At 71.7% G+C, this 17,170-nt stretch carries 20 protein-coding genes; 5 read left to right on the plus strand and 15 right to left on the minus strand.

Annotated features, from left to right (window positions below):
- Nucleotides 1–120 precede the first annotated feature (120 nt).
- The 8 genes from ACFYMU_RS08970 to ACFYMU_RS09005 all read right to left on the minus strand — a co-directional run bounded on the left by ACFYMU_RS08970 (nt 121) and on the right by ACFYMU_RS09005 (nt 7,009).
- Nucleotides 121–774 carry a LuxR C-terminal-related transcriptional regulator gene (locus tag ACFYMU_RS08970; protein ID WP_388370094.1) on the minus strand — a complete coding sequence of 218 codons (654 nt, stop codon included), beginning with the start codon at nt 772–774 and terminating at the stop codon, nt 121–123.
- Nucleotides 759–2,027: a sensor histidine kinase gene (locus ACFYMU_RS08975; protein WP_388370097.1), complete on the minus strand. Its 1,269-nt coding sequence runs from the start codon at nt 2,025–2,027 to the stop codon at nt 759–761. Before ACFYMU_RS08975 ends, ACFYMU_RS08970 begins: the two co-directional genes overlap by 16 nt.
- Nucleotides 2,028–2,139: 112 nt before the next feature.
- The gene (locus ACFYMU_RS08980) at nt 2,140–3,132 is read right to left on the minus strand and encodes an NAD-dependent epimerase/dehydratase family protein (RefSeq protein ID WP_388370100.1); all 993 of its coding nucleotides are present in this window, start codon (nt 3,130–3,132) and stop codon (nt 2,140–2,142) included.
- Between the two features lie 115 nt (nt 3,133–3,247).
- Nucleotides 3,248–3,880 carry a winged helix-turn-helix domain-containing protein gene (locus ACFYMU_RS08985; protein ID WP_388370103.1) on the minus strand — a complete coding sequence of 211 codons (633 nt, stop codon included), beginning with the start codon at nt 3,878–3,880 and terminating at the stop codon, nt 3,248–3,250.
- Nucleotides 3,881–3,994: 114 nt separating this feature from the next.
- Nucleotides 3,995–4,117 (minus strand): hypothetical protein, encoded by a 123-nt coding sequence (locus tag ACFYMU_RS08990; RefSeq protein ID WP_388370106.1) that lies wholly within the window; start codon nt 4,115–4,117, stop codon nt 3,995–3,997.
- Between the two features lie 163 nt (nt 4,118–4,280).
- A complete protein-coding gene (glnII, locus tag ACFYMU_RS08995; protein ID WP_388370108.1) occupies nt 4,281–5,318 on the minus strand; it encodes a glutamine synthetase in 1,038 nt (345 codons plus the stop codon).
- A 480-nt stretch (nt 5,319–5,798) separates the two neighbouring features.
- Nucleotides 5,799–6,506, minus strand: coding sequence for a hypothetical protein (locus tag ACFYMU_RS09000; protein WP_388370111.1), 708 nt, complete (start codon nt 6,504–6,506; stop codon nt 5,799–5,801).
- Nucleotides 6,507–6,649: 143 nt separating this feature from the next.
- Nucleotides 6,650–7,009, minus strand: coding sequence for an arsenate reductase family protein (locus tag ACFYMU_RS09005; protein WP_388370114.1), 360 nt, complete (start codon nt 7,007–7,009; stop codon nt 6,650–6,652).
- Between the two features lie 279 nt (nt 7,010–7,288).
- On the opposite strand from ACFYMU_RS09005, the gene ACFYMU_RS09010 reads away from it, so the two are divergent.
- The 3 genes from ACFYMU_RS09010 to ACFYMU_RS09020 all read left to right on the plus strand — a co-directional run bounded on the left by ACFYMU_RS09010 (nt 7,289) and on the right by ACFYMU_RS09020 (nt 8,653).
- A complete protein-coding gene (locus tag ACFYMU_RS09010) occupies nt 7,289–7,597 on the plus strand; it encodes a hypothetical protein (protein ID WP_388370117.1) in 309 nt (102 codons plus the stop codon).
- Nucleotides 7,598–7,734: 137 nt separating this feature from the next.
- Complete coding sequence (locus tag ACFYMU_RS09015) at nt 7,735–8,235, plus strand: hypothetical protein (RefSeq protein ID WP_388370120.1); 501 nt, start codon at nt 7,735–7,737, stop codon at nt 8,233–8,235.
- Between the two features lie 253 nt (nt 8,236–8,488).
- Nucleotides 8,489–8,653, plus strand: coding sequence for a hypothetical protein (locus ACFYMU_RS09020; protein ID WP_388370123.1), 165 nt, complete (start codon nt 8,489–8,491; stop codon nt 8,651–8,653).
- Nucleotides 8,654–8,704: 51 nt separating this feature from the next.
- Here ACFYMU_RS09020 and ACFYMU_RS09025 read toward each other — a convergent pair whose 3' ends face one another.
- Both ACFYMU_RS09025 and htpX read right to left on the minus strand, forming a co-directional pair.
- Nucleotides 8,705–9,292: a hypothetical protein gene (locus ACFYMU_RS09025; RefSeq protein ID WP_388370126.1), complete on the minus strand. Its 588-nt coding sequence runs from the start codon at nt 9,290–9,292 to the stop codon at nt 8,705–8,707.
- A 4-nt stretch (nt 9,293–9,296) separates the two neighbouring features.
- Nucleotides 9,297–10,220 (minus strand): zinc metalloprotease HtpX, encoded by a 924-nt coding sequence (gene htpX, locus ACFYMU_RS09030; RefSeq protein ID WP_388370129.1) that lies wholly within the window; start codon nt 10,218–10,220, stop codon nt 9,297–9,299.
- 191 nt (nt 10,221–10,411) lie between these two features.
- On the opposite strand from htpX, the gene ACFYMU_RS09035 reads away from it, so the two are divergent.
- On the plus strand, nt 10,412–10,999 hold the full coding sequence (locus ACFYMU_RS09035; protein ID WP_388370131.1) for a hypothetical protein: 588 nt from the start codon (nt 10,412–10,414) through the stop codon (nt 10,997–10,999).
- A 137-nt stretch (nt 11,000–11,136) separates the two neighbouring features.
- Here ACFYMU_RS09035 and glnA read toward each other — a convergent pair whose 3' ends face one another.
- Nucleotides 11,137–12,546: a type I glutamate--ammonia ligase gene (glnA, locus tag ACFYMU_RS09040; protein ID WP_388370134.1), complete on the minus strand. Its 1,410-nt coding sequence runs from the start codon at nt 12,544–12,546 to the stop codon at nt 11,137–11,139.
- Nucleotides 12,547–12,744: 198 nt separating this feature from the next.
- Between glnA and ACFYMU_RS09045 the strand changes: the two genes are divergently transcribed.
- Nucleotides 12,745–13,212 carry an RDD family protein gene (locus ACFYMU_RS09045; RefSeq protein ID WP_388370136.1) on the plus strand — a complete coding sequence of 156 codons (468 nt, stop codon included), beginning with the start codon at nt 12,745–12,747 and terminating at the stop codon, nt 13,210–13,212.
- A 460-nt stretch (nt 13,213–13,672) separates the two neighbouring features.
- Here the strand turns inward: ACFYMU_RS09045 and ACFYMU_RS09050 are convergent, their stop codons facing one another.
- The 4 genes from ACFYMU_RS09050 to lipB all read right to left on the minus strand — a co-directional run bounded on the left by ACFYMU_RS09050 (nt 13,673) and on the right by lipB (nt 16,915).
- Entirely contained in the window at nt 13,673–14,371 is a 699-nt protein-coding gene (locus ACFYMU_RS09050; protein WP_388370139.1) for a DUF4191 domain-containing protein, read from the minus strand.
- Between the two features lie 171 nt (nt 14,372–14,542).
- Nucleotides 14,543–14,740 carry a hypothetical protein gene (locus ACFYMU_RS09055; protein ID WP_388370142.1) on the minus strand — a complete coding sequence of 66 codons (198 nt, stop codon included), beginning with the start codon at nt 14,738–14,740 and terminating at the stop codon, nt 14,543–14,545.
- Between the two features lie 281 nt (nt 14,741–15,021).
- Complete coding sequence (gene lipA / locus ACFYMU_RS09060) at nt 15,022–16,008, minus strand: lipoyl synthase (RefSeq protein ID WP_388370144.1); 987 nt, start codon at nt 16,006–16,008, stop codon at nt 15,022–15,024.
- Between the two features lie 109 nt (nt 16,009–16,117).
- Nucleotides 16,118–16,915 (minus strand): lipoyl(octanoyl) transferase LipB, encoded by a 798-nt coding sequence (gene lipB / locus ACFYMU_RS09065; protein ID WP_388370147.1) that lies wholly within the window; start codon nt 16,913–16,915, stop codon nt 16,118–16,120.
- Nucleotides 16,916–17,170: the final 255 nt, after the last annotated feature.

The following is a 17,170-nucleotide window of genomic DNA, read 5'->3' on the forward strand; positions in this document are numbered from 1 at the left end:
GTGAGGTGTTCAGAAACCCCTGAAAAACTTGGAGGCTCAGGAGGTCATTTCGGGCGCAAGGAGTGCAGAAGCCCCTGTTTCAACGGGAGTTGAGCGGGGTAGATCCGCGCGGGACATGAATCAACGACCCTGATCCAAATAGGCGAGGACGGCAAGAACCCGGCGATTGTCGTCGTCGGAAACCTCCAGGTCGAGTTTTGCGAAGATGTTGGAGGTGTGTTTGGCGATCGCCCGTTCCGTGACGACGAGTTGGCCGGCGATCGCGGAGTTCGAGCGGCCCTGTGCCATCAGTTCCAGCACCTCCAGCTCACGGGGCGTCAGGCGGGTCAGCGGCCGGTCGTCCGCCGCGTGCCGTGACAGCAGCTGCTGGATCACCTGCGGGTCCATGGCGGTGCCGCCCGCCGCGACCCGCCGCACGGCGTCGACGAACTGCTCGGCGTCGAACACCCGGTCCTTGAGCAGATAGCCCACCCCGCCGCTGCCGTCGGCGAGCAACTCGCGCGCGTACAGCTGTTCCACGTGTTGCGACAGCACGAGCACCGGAAGCCCCGGCCGGTCCCGGCGGGCCCGCAGCGCGCACTGCAGCCCCTCGTCCGTGTGGGTCGGCGGCAGCCGGACGTCCACCACGGCGACGTCGTAGTCCGCGTCGGCCAGCGCCCGGCTCAGCTCGGGCCCGGTCGCGACGGCCGCGGCGATCTCGAAGTCGTTCGCCTCCAGCAGCCGGACCAGGCCGTCGCGCAGCAGGAACAGGTCCTCGGCTAGGACAACACGCACGGAATCTCCATGGTCACCAGAGTGGGACCGCCCGCAGGGCTGCTGACGGCCAGGACGCCGTCGAATGTACCCAGGCGCCGCTCCACCCCGGCAAGGCCCGAACCCGCCTCCGCGACCGCCCCGCCCCGCCCGTTGTCGGTGACCGTGATCCGCAGCCTGCCGTCCCGGTGGTGGACGTCCACCCAGACGCGGTCGGCGCCGGAGTGCTTGACCACGTTCGTCAGGACCTCGCTGACCGCGAAGTACGCGGCCGACTCCACGGGGGCGTCCGCGCGGCCGTCGAGGTCCACGGCCACCTCGGTGTCCATGGGCAGCCGCAGCGCCAGTGCCCGTACGGCGTCGCCCAGCCCGCGCTCGGCGAGCACCGGCGGATGGATGCCGCGGACCAGGTCGCGCAGTTCGGCGAGCGCGTCGACCGACGACTGGCGCGTCTGTGCCAGCAGCCGCCTGGCACGGTCCGGATCCTTGTCGAGGAGCGCCTCGATGGTGTTCAGGTCCATGCCCATCGCGACCAGCCGGGCCTGCGCACCGTCGTGCAGGTCCCGTTCGATGCGCCGCAGTTCGGCCGCGGAGGTGTCGACGGCGTCCCGCCGCGTCTCGGTCAGCCTCTCGACCCGCCGGGCGAGCTCGGCCTCGGGCGTCGGGGCGAGCTGGGTCCGGGCGAGCCGGAAGCACGCGTCGATCAGCGCGGGGTTCCACCGCAGGGCGACGGCGAGCCAGACGCAGCCGAGGGCGCCCGCGACGAAGGCCGTCGCCCAGCCGGTGATGGGCACGAACCCGTACCACCAGCCGTCGGACGCGGCGACGAGCGGCCGCCACAGGCCGGCCGCCAGCAGGAGTCCGAAGGCCCCCTCGGCCGGCAGGGCCGGAGCCAGGACGGCGACCGCCGCCCCGGCCGTCATGTCCACGAGCAGCCAGCGCAGGTCCCGCCAGGTCGCCGGGTCCCTCAGCAGCCGGTTGGTGAGCTCCGCCCGCCCCAGGAGGCCCCCGCGCGCAGGCGAGGGCAGCGGCTCGTAGGGCTCGGCGATCCGGATCCCCGCCCACCGCGCGGCCAGCAGCCGGCGGTGTGCCGCGTACGCGCGCACCCTCAGCAGGACGGACGGGGTGGTGAGGACGCCGACGCCCAGCGGGACGAAGGCGAGGGACACGGTGGCCGCCACGAAGAGCGCGAGCGACGCGGACCAGCCCATGAGCGCCAGTCCCAGCCCCCGCGCGGCCGCCACCCGTGCGTCGTGTACCCGTACCCTGTCCATGACCCCCGCCTCTCTCGGTTCGCGTCCCAGTGTGCCCGGGGCGCGCGCGCAGGTCAGGGGGGCGCCCACCCGGTCGGGGGGTGTACCTGGCGCCACCCTCCGGGCAGGGCGGTCACAGCCCGAGCAGCCTCGCCTCCACGGCGGGGTCGAGGCCCACCGCCGGCCGGTCGGGCCGCCGGGGCGCGGTGCCGCCGATGTCCCGCAGCCAGCTCCAGGTGTCGGCGACGGTCTCGGCGACGGGACGGCAGCGCAGACCCGTCGCCAGGGCCAGCGACACGTCCGCGGCGTGCAGGGCGTCGTGCAGGTCGCTGTCCGGTGGCACCCACACGGGCAACTGCGTCCAGGGTTCGACGCCCGCGTCGAGGACGGCCTGCGGGGCCGTCCAGCGCAGCTCGGCCACCTCACCGGTGACCGCCACGCACGCCTCCAGGAGCCGGCCCATCGTGGCGTGCCCCTGCGGACCGATCAGGTTGAAGGCCCCGCTCAGCCCCTGCGTCACCGCCCCGAGGATCCACTCGGCGAGGTCGCGGACGTCGACGTACTGGAGGGGAAGGTCCCGCGGGCCCGGTGCCAGGACCGGGCCCCCGCGGGCGATCCGGGTCAGCCACCAGGGCAGCCGGCCGATGTTCTCGTGGGGCCCGAGGATCAGACCCGCCCGCACGAGCACCGATCGGTCCGGGCCGAAGGCGTCCAGCGCGGCCAGCTCGCCGCCCCTCTTGTCCTGCGGGTACTCGGTCGCCCCGGCGTCCGCCGCGGCGCCCTCGACCAGCGGGGCGTCCTCGGCGTACCCGGCGGGCGGGGCCCACGCGTACACCGAGCAACTCGACACGTACACATACCGTCCGGCGCGGCCGGCGAGCAGCCGGGCGGCCTCGTGCACCGCGCGGGGCGCGGCCGACCAGGTGTCGACGACGGCGTCCCACTCGCCCTCGGCCAGCGCCGCCGGCCCGCCGGGTGCGGTGCGGTCGCCCCGCAACGCCCGTACCCCCGGCGGGGGCCGGTGCCGTCCCCGGTTGAGGACCGTCACCTCCCAGCCACGCCCGAGCGCCGCCTCGACGACGGCCCGCCCCGCGAACTCCGTACCGCCCAGCACCAGAAGCCTCATGCCGACGACTGTGCCCGCACGGGCGGCGGGGCGGAACCCGGATCTGCTCACAGGAGATCCGCGGCCCGGTGCGGCCCGGTGCGGCCCGGTGCGGCCCGGTGCGGCCCGGTGCGGCTCAGCGGCCGGTCGGCGGGACGTACTTGTAGCCCACGCGCCGCACGGTCTGGATCGCCGCACGGTGCTCGGCGCCCAGCTTGCGCCGCAGCCGGGCGATGTGCACGTCGACGGTCCGCCCGTCGCCCACATGTCCGTAGCCCCACACGGTGGTCACCAGATGGTCCCGGGTGTGCACCCGGTGCGGGTGCGCGACCAGATGGGCGAGCAGCTCGAACTCCAGATACGTGAGGTCGAGCGGCCGGCCGCCCACCTCGGCGGTGCGCCCCACGGGGTCGACGCGGACGAGCGCGCCGCCGTGGTCCGCGGGCCCGTCGGCGGCCGGGCCGTCGGGACGGTCCGCCGTCGCGTGGGGCGGGAACGCCGGCTGCCGGTCGGCCGGTACGAGCACCAGATAACCGATCATCGGGGGCCGGCCCGGCAGGCTGGGCAGGGCCTCCTGGGGAGCCGGGAACCAGGTGGCGCCGGGCGGCAGCAGCTCCGCGACGACGTCGTGCGGGCGTGCATCGGCGGCCGGGCGGGGGAGCGCCCGGCCCTCGTCCCCGTGGACGGCCCGCAGCCGGTGGCGTGCGGAGCCCTGCGGGGCGGTGGGGGCGGTGGGGGTGGCGGTCGGAAGGTGACGAGTGGTCGCCATGAGAGGTCAGCTCTTTCGCGCGAGAGGTCGTCGGGAAGGCCGACGCCCGCGGTCTTCGCCGTCGGGGCGTCGGGGACGTACGTCGTGCGCGTGGCCGAAGGCCGGTGGACGGCTTCAGAGGGCCCGCGCGTGCTGCGCGCGGCGACACTCACGGTCGAAGTCGTGGTGCTGACGGGAAGGCCAGAAGGGCTCGAGGTCGTGGCGACCCGTCGCGTGGTGCTTCTGGAGGCCGGTCATGACCCCATTGAAGCAGACTCCCGGGCCGTGCAGGGGGCCTGTTCCACCGCTCGGACGCCTCCCGGGCCCGCGGGTTCCGGCCCGCGGCCGGCATCCGCTCGGGCCGACAGCGTCAGGGGGCGCCCACCCCACGGGTGGACGCCCCCTGACGGAGCCGGGTGGATCAGACCTGGCCGGCCTTCTCCAGCGCCGTGCAGCAGGTGTCGACGAGCAGACGGGTCACCACGTACGGGTCGACGTTGGCGTTCGGGCGGCGGTCCTCGATGTAGCCCTTGCCGTCCTTCTCGACCTGCCACGGGATGCGGACCGAGGCACCGCGGTTGGAGACGCCGTACGAGTACTCGTTCCACGGGGCGGTCTCGTGCAGGCCGGTGAGGCGGTCGTCGATGCCGGCACCGTAGTTCTTGACGTGGTCCAGCGGCTTGGAGCCCTCGCCGAGCGCCTCGCAGGCGGTGATGATCGCGTCGTAGCCCTCGCGCATCGCCTTGGTGGAGAAGTTGGTGTGCGCGCCCGCGCCGTTCCAGTCGCCCTTGACCGGCTTCGGGTCGAGGGTGGCGGAGACACCGAAGTCCTCGGCGGTGCGGTACAGCAGCCAGCGGGCGATCCACAGCTGGTCGGCGACCTCGAGCGGGGCCAGCGGACCGACCTGGAACTCCCACTGGCCGGGCATGACCTCGGCGTTGATGCCGGAGATGCCGAGGCCCGCCTTCAGGCAGTTCTCCAGATGGGCCTCGACGACCTCGCGGCCGAAGATCTCGTCGGCGCCGACGCCGCAGTAGTAGCCGCCCTGCGGGGCGGGGAAGCCGCCTTCGGGGAAGCCGAGCGGGCGCGACCCGTCGAAGAAGGTGTACTCCTGCTCGATGCCGAAGATCGGCTCCTGCGCGGCGAACTTCCCGGCGACCTCCGCCAGCGCGGCACGGGTGTTGGACGGGTGCGCGGCCATGTCCGTGTCGAGGACCTCGCACAGCACCAGGACGTCGTCTCCGCCGCGGATCGGGTCGGGACAGGAGAAGACCGGCTTGAGCACGCAGTCCGAGGAGTGGCCCTCGGCCTGGTTCGTGGAGGACCCGTCGAAGCCCCAGATCGGCAGCTCGTCGCCCTTGGCCGTCTTGAAGGAGTCCCCCAGGATCTTCGTCTTGGAACGGAGCTTGGCCGTCGGCTCGGTGCCGTCGATCCAGATGTACTCAGCCTTGAAGGTCACGGGCCACATCCTTCGGGGTGGGTCTCGACGCGCGGTCGAGGTCGTTGCGGGTGCGCGGCGCTGCGGCAGTGGGCGCCAGGTGCTGCCGGGCAGCCTGTCAACAGGCGATTTCCCGGCCATTGCCCGTCTGTGAACCCCGTGTTACCTGCTGCTGGTGCGTCTCACCTCGCGCGGTGAGGCGGGAACTCCGCCCGCTCGTGGGCGTCCCGGCCGATGAGAGGGGGAATGTCCGCGCCGGCGACGAGCGCCCGGGGCCGGCGCCGGGCGCCCGGCGGACGGGGCGGGAGCGCTGCGCGGCGCGAAGGCTCGTATGCGAGGGGAACACCCCGCGGGCCGTGCCGCTCGCGGCGCCGTCGCGGTGCCGCGGCGGCCGCACGGCGGGCATGAGGGCGCGCCCGAGCGCCGCCGCGCTGCGCTCGGGCGCACACACCGGTGATGCTGCTCGCGACCGCGAGCAGCATCACCCCTGAGCCGCCGACGTCACCCCACCTTCTCGATCACAGCTCGCCGGATCAGGAACTTGCCGGGCTCCCGGACCTGCTCGAAGGCCGCGTTGTTGAGCAGTACACAACTGCCGGAGACCGAGGTGACGGTGACCGTCGTGGACTTGTTGTTGTCCAGGTTGGTGACCTTCAGCTTCGTCCCCGACGGGAACTGGTCGCTGGACGCGGCCGGGGCGCCGCCCTCGCCGGAGAGCGTCACGGTCGAGCCCTTGCAGACCTGCTGACCGGTGGCGTCGCCGGCGTTGCCCGCATTGCCGGCCGGTGCCGTCGTCGCGGGGGCGGGGGAGGCGGCCTGCGAGCCCTGGGGGTCCTGAGCCGACCCCCCGGCCTGCGTACCGCCGCCCTGCGTACCGCCGCCCTGCGCCGATCCGCCCGGCTGTATCGACTCCCCGACCTGACAGCCGGACGCCTCCTGCTTGCGCTTGATCTCGGCGACGACCGCCTCGCGGTTGGCGATCCGTGCCGCCGACTGGGCGTCCGGTTCGGCCTTCTGCGCGGCGATGAACGACTCGTTGTTCCCCAGCGCGGTGGCCAGTCCCAGGCAGACCGTCGAGTCGGACGCGTTCTGCACATCGGCCGCGTTCGAGGTGGCGGCGAGGGCGAAGGCCCCGCCCCCGGCCACGGCGACGGCGCTGAGCAGCAGCGCGAGCTTCTTCTTGGGACTGAGGGTTCTCCTACGCGACATGCGCGCCTCCTGTCCCCGGCCGCCCTCCCGGACGGCCGGACGAAATGCGTACGCCGCTAGGTACGAGATACCGAACGATGGCGCTCACCGGTCCCGGGAGCCGACGGCGTAACGTGCGTCACACGGGAGGTGCGGATCGCGGCTCAGCGCCCCAGGGCGTCCCGTACCGCCTCGTCCGTACGGGCGACGACGGCCGTACCGTCGTCGGCGGTGATGATCGGCCGCTGGATCAGCCGGGGATGCTCGGCGAGCGCACGCACCCAGCGCTCACGGCTCGCGTCGTCCCGCGCCCAGTCCTGCATGCCGAGTTCCTCGGCGACGGCCTCCTGGGTGCGGGTGATGTCCCACGGTTCGAGTCCGAGCCGCGTCAGCACTTCGCGGATCTCGTCCTCGCTCGGCACCTCCTCCAGATAGCGGCGCACGGTGTACTCGGCCCCCTCGGCGTCGAGCAGACCGATCGCGCTGCGGCACTTCGAACAGGCCGGGTTGATCCAGATCTCCATGCCCGTCACGGTAGTCGACACGTGTCGCGGGCCACCGCTCACACCCTGCCGGGGTCTTCTGCGGCCCGGACGCGGCCGCCGGTGTTGTTCGATTTGTTGCCGTCGTGTGCCCCTCCTGTCCCACCGCTGGTGACGCTGCGCCAATTTCGTTGCTGACCTGGGACTTTGACGGCCCTTCGGACTCCCTCGATGTCAGTGCCCGGCAGTAGAATGGAGGCAGTGTTCGAGGGAGTTGACGGGACGTCCGGACCTCTCCCTGACCGCGACAGGAGGATGCCTGTGCCCGCTGCCGCAACCAAGCCGAAGCCCACCCAGTCCACCGCCCGCCGAGCGGTCCCGATGGAACTGCCGTTCGCGCCGATGCAGAAACGGCCGCTCCCGCCGGGGCGGCCGCGCGACTGGTACGTCACGCACAACCGGCGCCTCAAGGCGATGCGTCTCGCGATCGCCCTGCTCGACTCCGGGGTGTACATGCCGAACCAGGCGCGCAACGAGACGATACGGAGCACGGCGGAGCTGATCGGGGTCCATCCGCCGTCGGACACGACGTGCCACATGGTGCGGGCGTTCATGCGGTACAGCCGCTGAGCCGCACCGCCGGGTGCCCCGCCGCTCCGGGGCATCCGGCGTCCTCGGTCTCCCGTCACCCGAAGCGCCGTATCCGGCATGCGCTCCCGCCCCGGCCCGGCCTTCACTGGAGCCATCGAGGGACGACGGGAGACGCGATGGCACGGCACGGCAGGCGGGACACGGCGCTGGGCGTCGGGGCGGTCGTCGCGGCGGCGGCCGTGCTCTGCGGCTGCTCCGGGAACGGCGGCACCCCCTCCGGGAACACCTCCCGGGCGGCCTCCGCCGCCGCCTCCGCCGCTGCCTCCCTCGCCTCTCAGGCGGCGAGCGCGCTGGCCTCCGCGACCGCCGAGGCCGGCCGCCGGTTCGACGAGATCAAGGGCGGCACGGACGCCGGGGGAGACGTCAGGACCGGTACGACGTCCTCCGACGCCGAGGGGCGGAGCGCCGCCGAGCTCACGGTCACCAACCCGACCAAGCAGACCCGGACCTACGCCGTCCAGGCCGACTTCCGCGACAGCGGGGGCAATCTCCTCGACACGGTCGTGGTGATGGTCGACGACGTCGCCGCCGGCGCGTCGAAGAACGCCACCGCACTCAGCCACCGCAAGCTCTCCGGCCACGTCACCGTCGACGTCGCCCGAGCGGTCCGGTACTGACCGGTGGCCGGCTCCCGCACGCCGTGGCCGGGCCCGCGGCCTCGGCGTCCGCGCTCGTCCCGGTCGGGCCCGCGTCCCACCGGACCGCCCGCCCCGCGTCCGCGCCCGGGCCCCGCGCATCCCCGGCCGACGGCCCGCTGAGGGGCACCGCGCGGCACAGAGTGTGAGATACCCCAGGGGGTATTTTTTTATATACCCAGGGGGGTATTCTGGCGTTCCGTAAGGGACACACCTCACGAAAGGGCAATGTGCCATGTGCCAGCGCACTGTGTGCCGCACCTGCGGCAAGTACACCTACTCCGGCTGCGGCCAGCACGTCGACCAGGTCCTGGCGGGCGTGCCGGCGTCCCAGCGCTGCCAGTGCAGCGCGGAGCAGAGGAACTCCGGCGGGTTCTGGTCGCGGTTCGGCCGCCGCTGAAGACCGGGGCGTCTGGAAGGACGGGGGGCGCCCGGGTCGGAAACCGGCCGCTCAGTCCTCCGTCCCCGGCGCACCCCATACGGGGAACCAGCGCGAGAGGTCTTCCTCGATCCGCAGATCGTTCTTGAGCAAGGTGGCCAGCTGGAGCTCCAGGGCGTTGTCGCGCTTCTGCCGGCCAGGCAGCGGGCACATCGGGTAGAACGTGCCGCGCTTGTACAGATACACCAGGGTGAGCCGCCGCCCGCCCTCGTCCCGGAAGCCCGCCACCGAGCACAGCAACTGGGGACCGAAACCGTTCGCCTCCATCGCGCTGTTCACCGCGTGCAGATCGTTGACCAGGTCGATCAGCTGGTCGGGCGCCCGTCGCGACACCAGCCACGAGTAGCCGTACTGGTCCCGCTGGAGCTCCACGGGCCCGCCCGTGCGGTCCGTGTCGGCGTCCAGGAGCGCCTGCACCTCGCGGTGCGCCTGGGTGAACGCGCCGCCCTCGACGGTGGCGAAGCAGACCGCGCCGGTCCCGGTCGGGGTGAACCCGGCGCCGGCCTCCAGCGTGACGGCCGCCGACGGCAGGGCGAAGAGCCGGTCGAGATCGGGCGCCACCGGCTTCGTACGGCCGAGCAGGATGTCCAGCAGTCCCATCCCCTCAGCCCGCCTTTCCCGGCGTCGCCGCCTCGCCCAGCTCCGTCGAGATCCGTGCGAGCTGGTCGAGCCGCTGCTCCAGGGTCGGGTGAGTGGAGAAGAGGCGGGCGATGCCGGGGTCGGCGCCGAACGCCGGGGTGATGTAGAAGGCGTTGAACGCCTGGGCCGTGCGCAGGTCCCTCGTCGGGATGCGGGCGATGTCCCCGGTGAGCTTGGTCAGCGCGGAGGCCAGAGCCGAGGGCCGTCCGGTGAGCTGCGCCGCGGCACGGTCGGCGGCCAGCTCCCGGTACCGGGACAGGGCCCGGATCAGCAGGAAGCTGATCGCGTAGACGACCGCGGAGACGCCCATCACGGCGCCGAGGACGGCGACGGTGTTCTGGTCCTTGCGTCCCCGTCCGCCGAAGAGCTCCGAGTAGAACGCGAACCGGACGACCAGCCCGGCGATGACTCCGAGGAACGACGCCACCGTGATCACGGCGACGTCCTTGTGCGCCACGTGCGACAGCTCGTGCGCGAGGACGCCCTCCAGTTCCTCGGGCTCCAGCCGCCGCAGCAGACCGGTGGTCACGCACACCACGGCGTGATCGGGGTTGCGGCCGGTCGCGAACGCGTTCGGCATCTCCATGTCCGAGACGGCGACGAGCGGCTTGGGCATGTCGGCCACGGCGCACAGCCGGTCGACCACGCCGTGCAGCTGCGGATACTCCTCCGGCTCCACGATCCGGCCATGCATGGCGTACAGCGCGATCCGGTCCGAGAACCAGTACTGCGCGCCGAGTGCCGCCGCCGCGATCACCACGACCAGCACCCAGGACTTCAGCAACGCGATCAACGCGGCGACGAACGCCACGTACAGCAACCCGAGCAGGAACAGCGTGACCGTCATCCGTACGGTCAGCCGCCGATCGCTCCGGAACCGGCTCCGCATCCTGCACCACCCCGCAGTAGCCCGCAGTGAGCACTCGTCCCCTCCTATTGTGCTCCCGCCCCCGCCCATGGCCCGGTCCCGAACGGCCCCAAGGCAGGCAAAGAGTCCCTGGGACGAGTGACCCCTCCCGACCCCTCCCGACTCGGGCAGGTCCTCGGGCACAGTGGACGTACTCGGTCGAGGGGGAAGCCGTGGCGGGGGAAGGAAGACCGATAGCGGAACCCGGTCTGTTCGACCTGGAAGCCGTCGTCGTGGGGCAGCCGAAGCGTTCACGGTGGCGCAGGTACGTGGGCCCTGCCCTGGCCGTGTCCCCCGTGGAGGGGACCCCGCTCGCCTGGGTCACGTACACCGACGACACGCACTCCGTCCTCACGAAGACGTCCGGCGAGTCCGTCGTGCGTATCGAGCAGTTCGGGCCGGCGGAGTTCCGCTTCACCGACGCCAGGGACCGGGAGGTCGGCACCGTCGCGGCCCGTGGCCTCATGAAGACCCTGCGGCTGAGCCTCGAGACGGAGCAGGGGCGCCGACTCCTCCTCACCCGGCCGGGTCTCCCGTCCACCGAGTGGCATCTCACACAGACCGGTCAGGAAGGGGGACCGGCACCGGGGACTCTCGGCCGGGTCACGGTGAGCACCATCGACCCGTGGATCGGGTTGCAGCAGTACGTCGTCGAAATGGACCCCCGCCTGGACGCCTCCGAACGGCGGACCGTCGTCGCCTCCGTCGTCTGTCTGCACCGGCTCCGGAGGCCTCCGGGTGGCAGCACCGCGCCGGCGTGAGAGGGGGACGCCGGAGGAGGGCGAGCAGGGCCCGGAGCCGAAAAAGCCGTCGGCCGGCTCTCCCGTGCTGGGAGAGCCGGCCGACGGCCCACAGACGGCCCAGGAGCGCAGTCATCCCGCTCTGACCTGGGGCGACATCACACGTCGAAGTAGAGCTCGAACTCGTGCGGGTGCGGACGCAGCTGCAGCGGGGCGATCTCGTTGGCGCGCTTGAAGTCGATCCACGTCTCGATCAGGTCGGACGTGAAGACGTCGCCCTGGAGGAGGAACTCGTGGTCGGCCTCGAGCGAGTCGAGGACGGCACCGAGGGAGGTCGGAACCTGCGCGACGTTCGCGTGCTCCTCGGGAGCCAGCTCGTACAGGTCCTTGTCGATCGGCTCGGCCGGCTCGATCTTGTTCTTGATGCCGTCCAGGCCCGCGAGCAGCAGCGCGGAGAAGGCCAGGTACGGGTTGCCGGAGGCGTCCGGGGCGCGGAACTCCACGCGCTTGGCCTTCGCGTTCGAGCCCGTGATCGGGATGCGCATGGCGGCGGAGCGGTTGCGCTGCGAGTACACCAGGTTGACCGGCGCCTCGAAGCCCGGCACCAGGCGGTGGTAGGAGTTCACCGTCGGGTTGGTGAAGGCCAGCAGCGACGGGGCGTGCTTGAGGATGCCGCCGATGTAGTAGCGGGCCAGGTCCGACAGGCCCGCGTAGCCGGTCTCGTCGTAGAACAGCGGGTCGCCGTTGCTCCACAGGGACTGGTGGACGTGCATGCCCGAGCCGTTGTCACCGAAGATCGGCTTCGGCATGAAGGTCGCGGTCTTGCCGTTGCGCCAGGCGACGTTCTTCACGATGTACTTGAAGAGCTGGATGTCGTCGGCCGCGGCGAGCAGCGTGTTGAACTTGTAGTTGATCTCGGCCTGGCCGGCGGTGCCCACCTCGTGGTGCTGGCGCTCGACCTTCAGGCCGGCCCGGTCCAGCTCCAGGGAGATCTCGGCGCGCAGGTCGGCGAAGTGGTCGACCGGCGGGACCGGGAAGTAGCCGCCCTTGTAGCGGACCTTGTAACCGCGGTTGTCCTCCAGCGCACCGGTGTTCCAGGCGCCCGCCTCGGAGTCGATGTGGTAGAAGGACTCGTTCGAGCTGGTCGCGAAGCGCACGCTGTCGAAGACGTAGAACTCGGCCTCGGGGCCGAAGTACGCGGTGTCGGCGATGCCCGTCGAGGCGAGGTAGGCCTCGGCCTTCTTCGCCACGTTGCGCGGGTCACGGCTGTACTGCTCGCCGGTGATCGGGTCGTGGATGAAGAAGTTGATGTTCAGCGTCTTGTCACGGCGGAAGGGGTCGATCCGGGCGGTCGACAGGTCCGGGCGCAGCGCCATGTCGGACTCGTGGATGGCCTGGAAGCCGCGGATCGAGGATCCGTCGAAGGCCTGCTCGTCGTCCGGGTCGAACGCCTCGGCAGGCAGCGTGAAGTGCTGCATCACGCCCGGCAGGTCGCAGAAGCGGACGTCGACGAACTTGACGTCCTCGTCCGCGATGAACTTCTTGGCCTCGTCGGCGTTCTGGAACATCCAGCTCCTCCTACTCCCGACCGTTCCTGACCGGGGTGGTAGTTCTTCGTGCGGCCAGTGCGGTGGCACACGCTGGCCCCGACAATAGGGACGGAGGATTTCTCAAGCGTGACCCATTTGTTTCTCCCAGGTTAACCGGCGCACGTCACAGTCACCCCGCGTCCCGGTCCGCCGGGAGGGTCGCAGTACCGTGGACGCGTGGACAACAGGCAAGCAATCGGATCGTGGCTCTCCGGTCCCCGCGCGGCCATGGAAGAGGCCGGCGCGGACCTCGGATACCGGGGGCAGCAGCTCGGTCTGCCCGAGGAGGGGCCGGGCTCGATCGCCCGCCCCGGCCGCCGCCTCGGCGCCCTCGCCGTGGACTGGGCCCTGTGCCTCTTGATCGCATACGGTCTGATCACGGACGGCTACGGCCAGGCCACGGGCAACTGGGCCCTGCTCGTCTTCTTCGTGCTGGGCGTCCTGACCGTCGGTACGGTCGGCTTCACACCCGGCAAGCGCCTGTTCGGCCTGCGGGTGGTCGGCGTCGGGACGGGGCAGGTGGCGCCGCTGCGCACCCTCGTCCGCACCGCGCTGCTGTGCCTGGCGGTCCCGGCCCTCATCTGGGACCGCGACGGCAGGGGCCTGCACGACCGTCTGGCGAAGACGGTCGAGATCCGCACCTGAGACCCCGCGACGCGGAGAACTGCGCGGGACGCCGCCGCACCCCGTCTCCAGGGGCGCGGGGAACTGCGCGAAAACCCCCCACCGACCCGCACGGGACAACGCGGCGGCACCCCGTCTCCAGGGGCGCGGGGAACTGCGCGAACCCCCCACCGACCTGCACGGGGCAACGCGGCGGCACCCGCCTTCAGGGGCGCGGGGAACTGCGCGAACCCCCCACCGACCTGCACGGGGCAACGCGGCGGCACCCGCCTTCAGGGGCGCGGGGAACTGCGCGAACCCCCCACCGACCTGCACGGGGCAACGCGGCGGCACCCGCCTTCAGGGGCGCGGGGAACTGCGCGAAAACCCCCCACCGGCCCGCACGGGACAACGCCGCCGCACCCTCGGACATGCCACGGGGCCCGGGGAGCCGCCATGGCTCCCCGGGCCCCGGAATGTCCGGTTCAGCCCAGCGGCAGCGTCACCGCAGGCGCCCGCCCCGCGGCATCCGCATCCCCTTGGGGAGCGGTCCCTTCGGCAGCGGCATGTTGCTCATCAGGTCGCCCATCGCCCGCAGTCGGTCGTTGGTCGCGGTCACCTGCGGGCCGGTGAGCACCCGCGGGAACTTCAGCATGGTGGTGCGGAGCTTCTTCAGCTCGACCTGGCCCTCGCCGGTGCCGACGACCACGTCGTGCACCGGCACGTCCGCGACGATGCGCGCCATCTTCTTCTTCTCGGCGGCCAGCAGGCTCTTCACCCGGTTCGGATTGCCCTCGGCGACCAGCACGATGCCGGCCTTGCCGACCGCCCGGTGCACGACGTCCTGGCTGCGGTTCATCGCCACTGCCGGCGTGGTGGTCCAGCCGCGTCCGATGTTGTCCAGGACCGCCGCGGCGGCGCCCGGCTGGCCCTCCATCTGCCCGAAGGCGGCACGCTCGGCCCGGCGTCCGAAGACGATCGCCATCGCGAGGAAGGCGAGCAGGAAGCCGAGGATGCCGAGATAAACGGGGTGACCGAGCAAGAAACCGATCGCGAGGAAGACACCGATGGTGACGATTCCGACAGCCGCGAGTACAAGACCGATCTTCGGATCGGCCCTGCGGGTCATCTTGTAGGTCAGGGCGATCTGCTTCAGTCGCCCCGCGTTCGCAGCGTCCGCTGCGGTTTCCTTCCTCGCCATGGCACGAAGTCTACGTGTCCCGTCGGGCGGCGACGACGGCAGTGCCGGATGGGAGCGGGCGCCCGGCCGGAGGGGGAAACGGAGGCAGGGGAAGGAGGCAGGGGAAGAGAGAGCGGTGGGGCCGCTCGGGGAGGGAGCGGTGGGGTCGCTCCGCGGAGGATGGGCGGCGGCTTACGGACGTGAGGACGCGGCGTCGAGGATGCGCTGCGCCTCCACCCGGTCCTTGGCGCGGCGGCGGTCCTCCAGGACGGAGGTCCAGGCGTTGCGCCGGGCGGTCCGATGACCGCCGCTCATGAGCAGTGACTCGATGGCACGCAGTGCATCGGTGAACGAAGGAATCGCGGTGGCGCGAACGGGCGCGGCCTGCATGACGGAGGTCCCCCTCGGGTAGGCGGCGGCTGTGGACCCAGGCTGTACGTGGCGTATGACCAGGGTCACCCTCTGGTGTTACCAGGGCGTGACCGACCGGTCAAACGCCGATGAAGCCTTGCCGCGCGGCCCCTGCGACGCGACGCGGCCCCGCCGGCACCCGCTAGCTGCGGGGACGGTCGGGACCGCGTCGATCGCTCGTGTTCGGGCGACGGCCGCCTGTGTGCGGATTCACACGCGGGAACCTGGCACGCAGTGCCAGACAGCTCCGCGCGAGCGGGTCAGACCGCCTGCGGGGCGACGTTGTCACCCTGCTGCGGAGCGGCCGACCGGCGCTGTTCGACGGCCATCCGGTACAGCCGTCCGGCGCGGTACGAGGAACGGACCAGCGGGCCGGACATGACCCCGGAGAAGCCCATCTGCTCGGCCTCCTCCTTCAGCTCCACGAACTCCTGGGGCTTGACCCACCGCTCCACGGGGTGGTGGCGCACGGAGGGACGCAGGTACTGCGTGATGGTGACCAGCTCGCAGCCCGCGTCGTGCAGCCGGTGCAGGGCCTCGACGACCTCGTCGCGCGTCTCGCCCATGCCGAGGATGAGGTTCGACTTCGTGACCAGACCGTAGTCGCGGGCGGCGGTGATGACCTTCAGGGAGCGGTCGTAGCGGAAGCCGGGGCGGATGCGCTTGAAGATCCGCGGGACGGTCTCGACGTTGTGGGCGAAGACCTCCGGGCGGGTGGAGAAGACCTCTTCGAGCTGCTCGGGGATCGCGTTGAAGTCGGGGGCGAGGAGCTCGACCTTGGTGCGCCCGCCCTCGCGGCCCGCCGTCTGCCGGTGGATCTGCCGGACCGTCTCCGCGTACAGCCAGGCGCCGCCGTCCTCGAGGTCGTCCCGCGCCACACCGGTGATCGTGGCGTAGTTCAGGTCCATGGTGACCACCGACTCGCCCACGCGGCGGGGCTCGTCGCGGTCCAGCGCCTCGGGCCTGCCGGTGTCGATCTGGCAGAAGTCGCAGCGGCGGGTGCACTGGTCGCCGCCGATGAGGAAGGTCGCCTCGCGGTCCTCCCAGCACTCGTAGATGTTGGGGCAGCCGGCTTCCTGGCAGACCGTGTGCAGGCCCTCGCTCTTCACGAGGTTCTGCATCTTCGTGTACTCGGGACCCATTTTCGCCCGGGTCTTGATCCACTCGGGCTTGCGCTCGATGGGGGTCTGGCTGTTGCGGACCTCCAGGCGCAGCAACTTGCGTCCGTCGGGTGCGACTGCGGACACATCGGCTCCCTGTAGCTTCGATTCTTCGGCGCACACCAGCGTACGCCCGTGAAGTGTGCGGCCCTGCCCCTGGGGCAACCTGGGGCGGCGGGGGTGCATTCCCCCTCGGCTACGCCGTCGCCCGCTCGACCTCCCGCGGCCTGGGCTCCGCGTTCTCCAGCACGTCCCGCAGGTGCCGCTCCGCCACCGGAAGCACCTCCTCGACGGTCACGTCACGGCCCAGCTCGGCGGCGACGGACGTGACGCCGGCGTCCCGGATGCCGCAGGGGATGATCCGGTCGAACCAGGTGGTGTCGGGGTTCACGTTCAGGGCGAAGCCGTGCATCGTGACGCCCTTGGACACGCGGATGCCGATCTGCGCGAGCTTGCGGTCCTCGCGCCGCTGCCCCGCGTTGGACGGCGCGTACTCCGGCCCGTTCAGCCGGGGGTCGAACTCCTCGTCCTGCAGGCGCGGGTCGAAGTCCAGGGAGAGTCCGCCGAGGGATGGGCGCTGCTCCAGGGGGTCGCCGAGGATCCAGACCCCGCTGCGGCCCTCGACCCGCGTCGTCTCCAGGCCGAAGTCCGCGCAGGTGCGGATCAGCGCCTCCTCGAGGCGGCGCACATGGGCGACGACGTCGACCGGGCGCGGGAGCTTCTGGATCGGGTAGCCCACCAGTTGGCCCGGGCCGTGCCAGGTGATCTTGCCGCCGCGGTCCACGTCGATCACGGGGGTGCCGTCCAGGGGGCGCTCGTCGTCCGCCGTGCGCCGGCCCGCCGTGTAGACCGGAGGGTGCTCGAGGAGCAGACAGGTGTCGGGGATCTCGTCCGCGAAGCGGGCGGCGTGCACCCGGCGCTGCTCGTCCCAGGCCGCCTGGTACTCGACGGCCTGCGCCCCGAACCCCATACGGACGAACCGCATCTCACTCACGGCAAGCGCCTCCCTAGAAGCTTCGTCAGGCGTGAAAGACGCCCACGCCACTGTACGTCCAGCCCGGGGATCAGCACCGTCCGGTGGTGTTCGTCATCCCGGCCGCCCAATCCTCACACGATCGGATGAATGGGTGCCGAAGAGTGCGACGATCTGCTCACTCTCCGCTACATTCGCGCCGTCCACGAGGCCATAAGGGCTGATCACAGGCGATCCGGGCACCGCGGTGACTCCGGGGAGGCATCCGCCCCTCCC

It is taken from the genome of Streptomyces sp. NPDC007264, assembly GCF_042869095.1.
Taxonomy (GTDB): Bacteria; Actinomycetota; Actinomycetes; order Streptomycetales; family Streptomycetaceae; genus Streptomyces.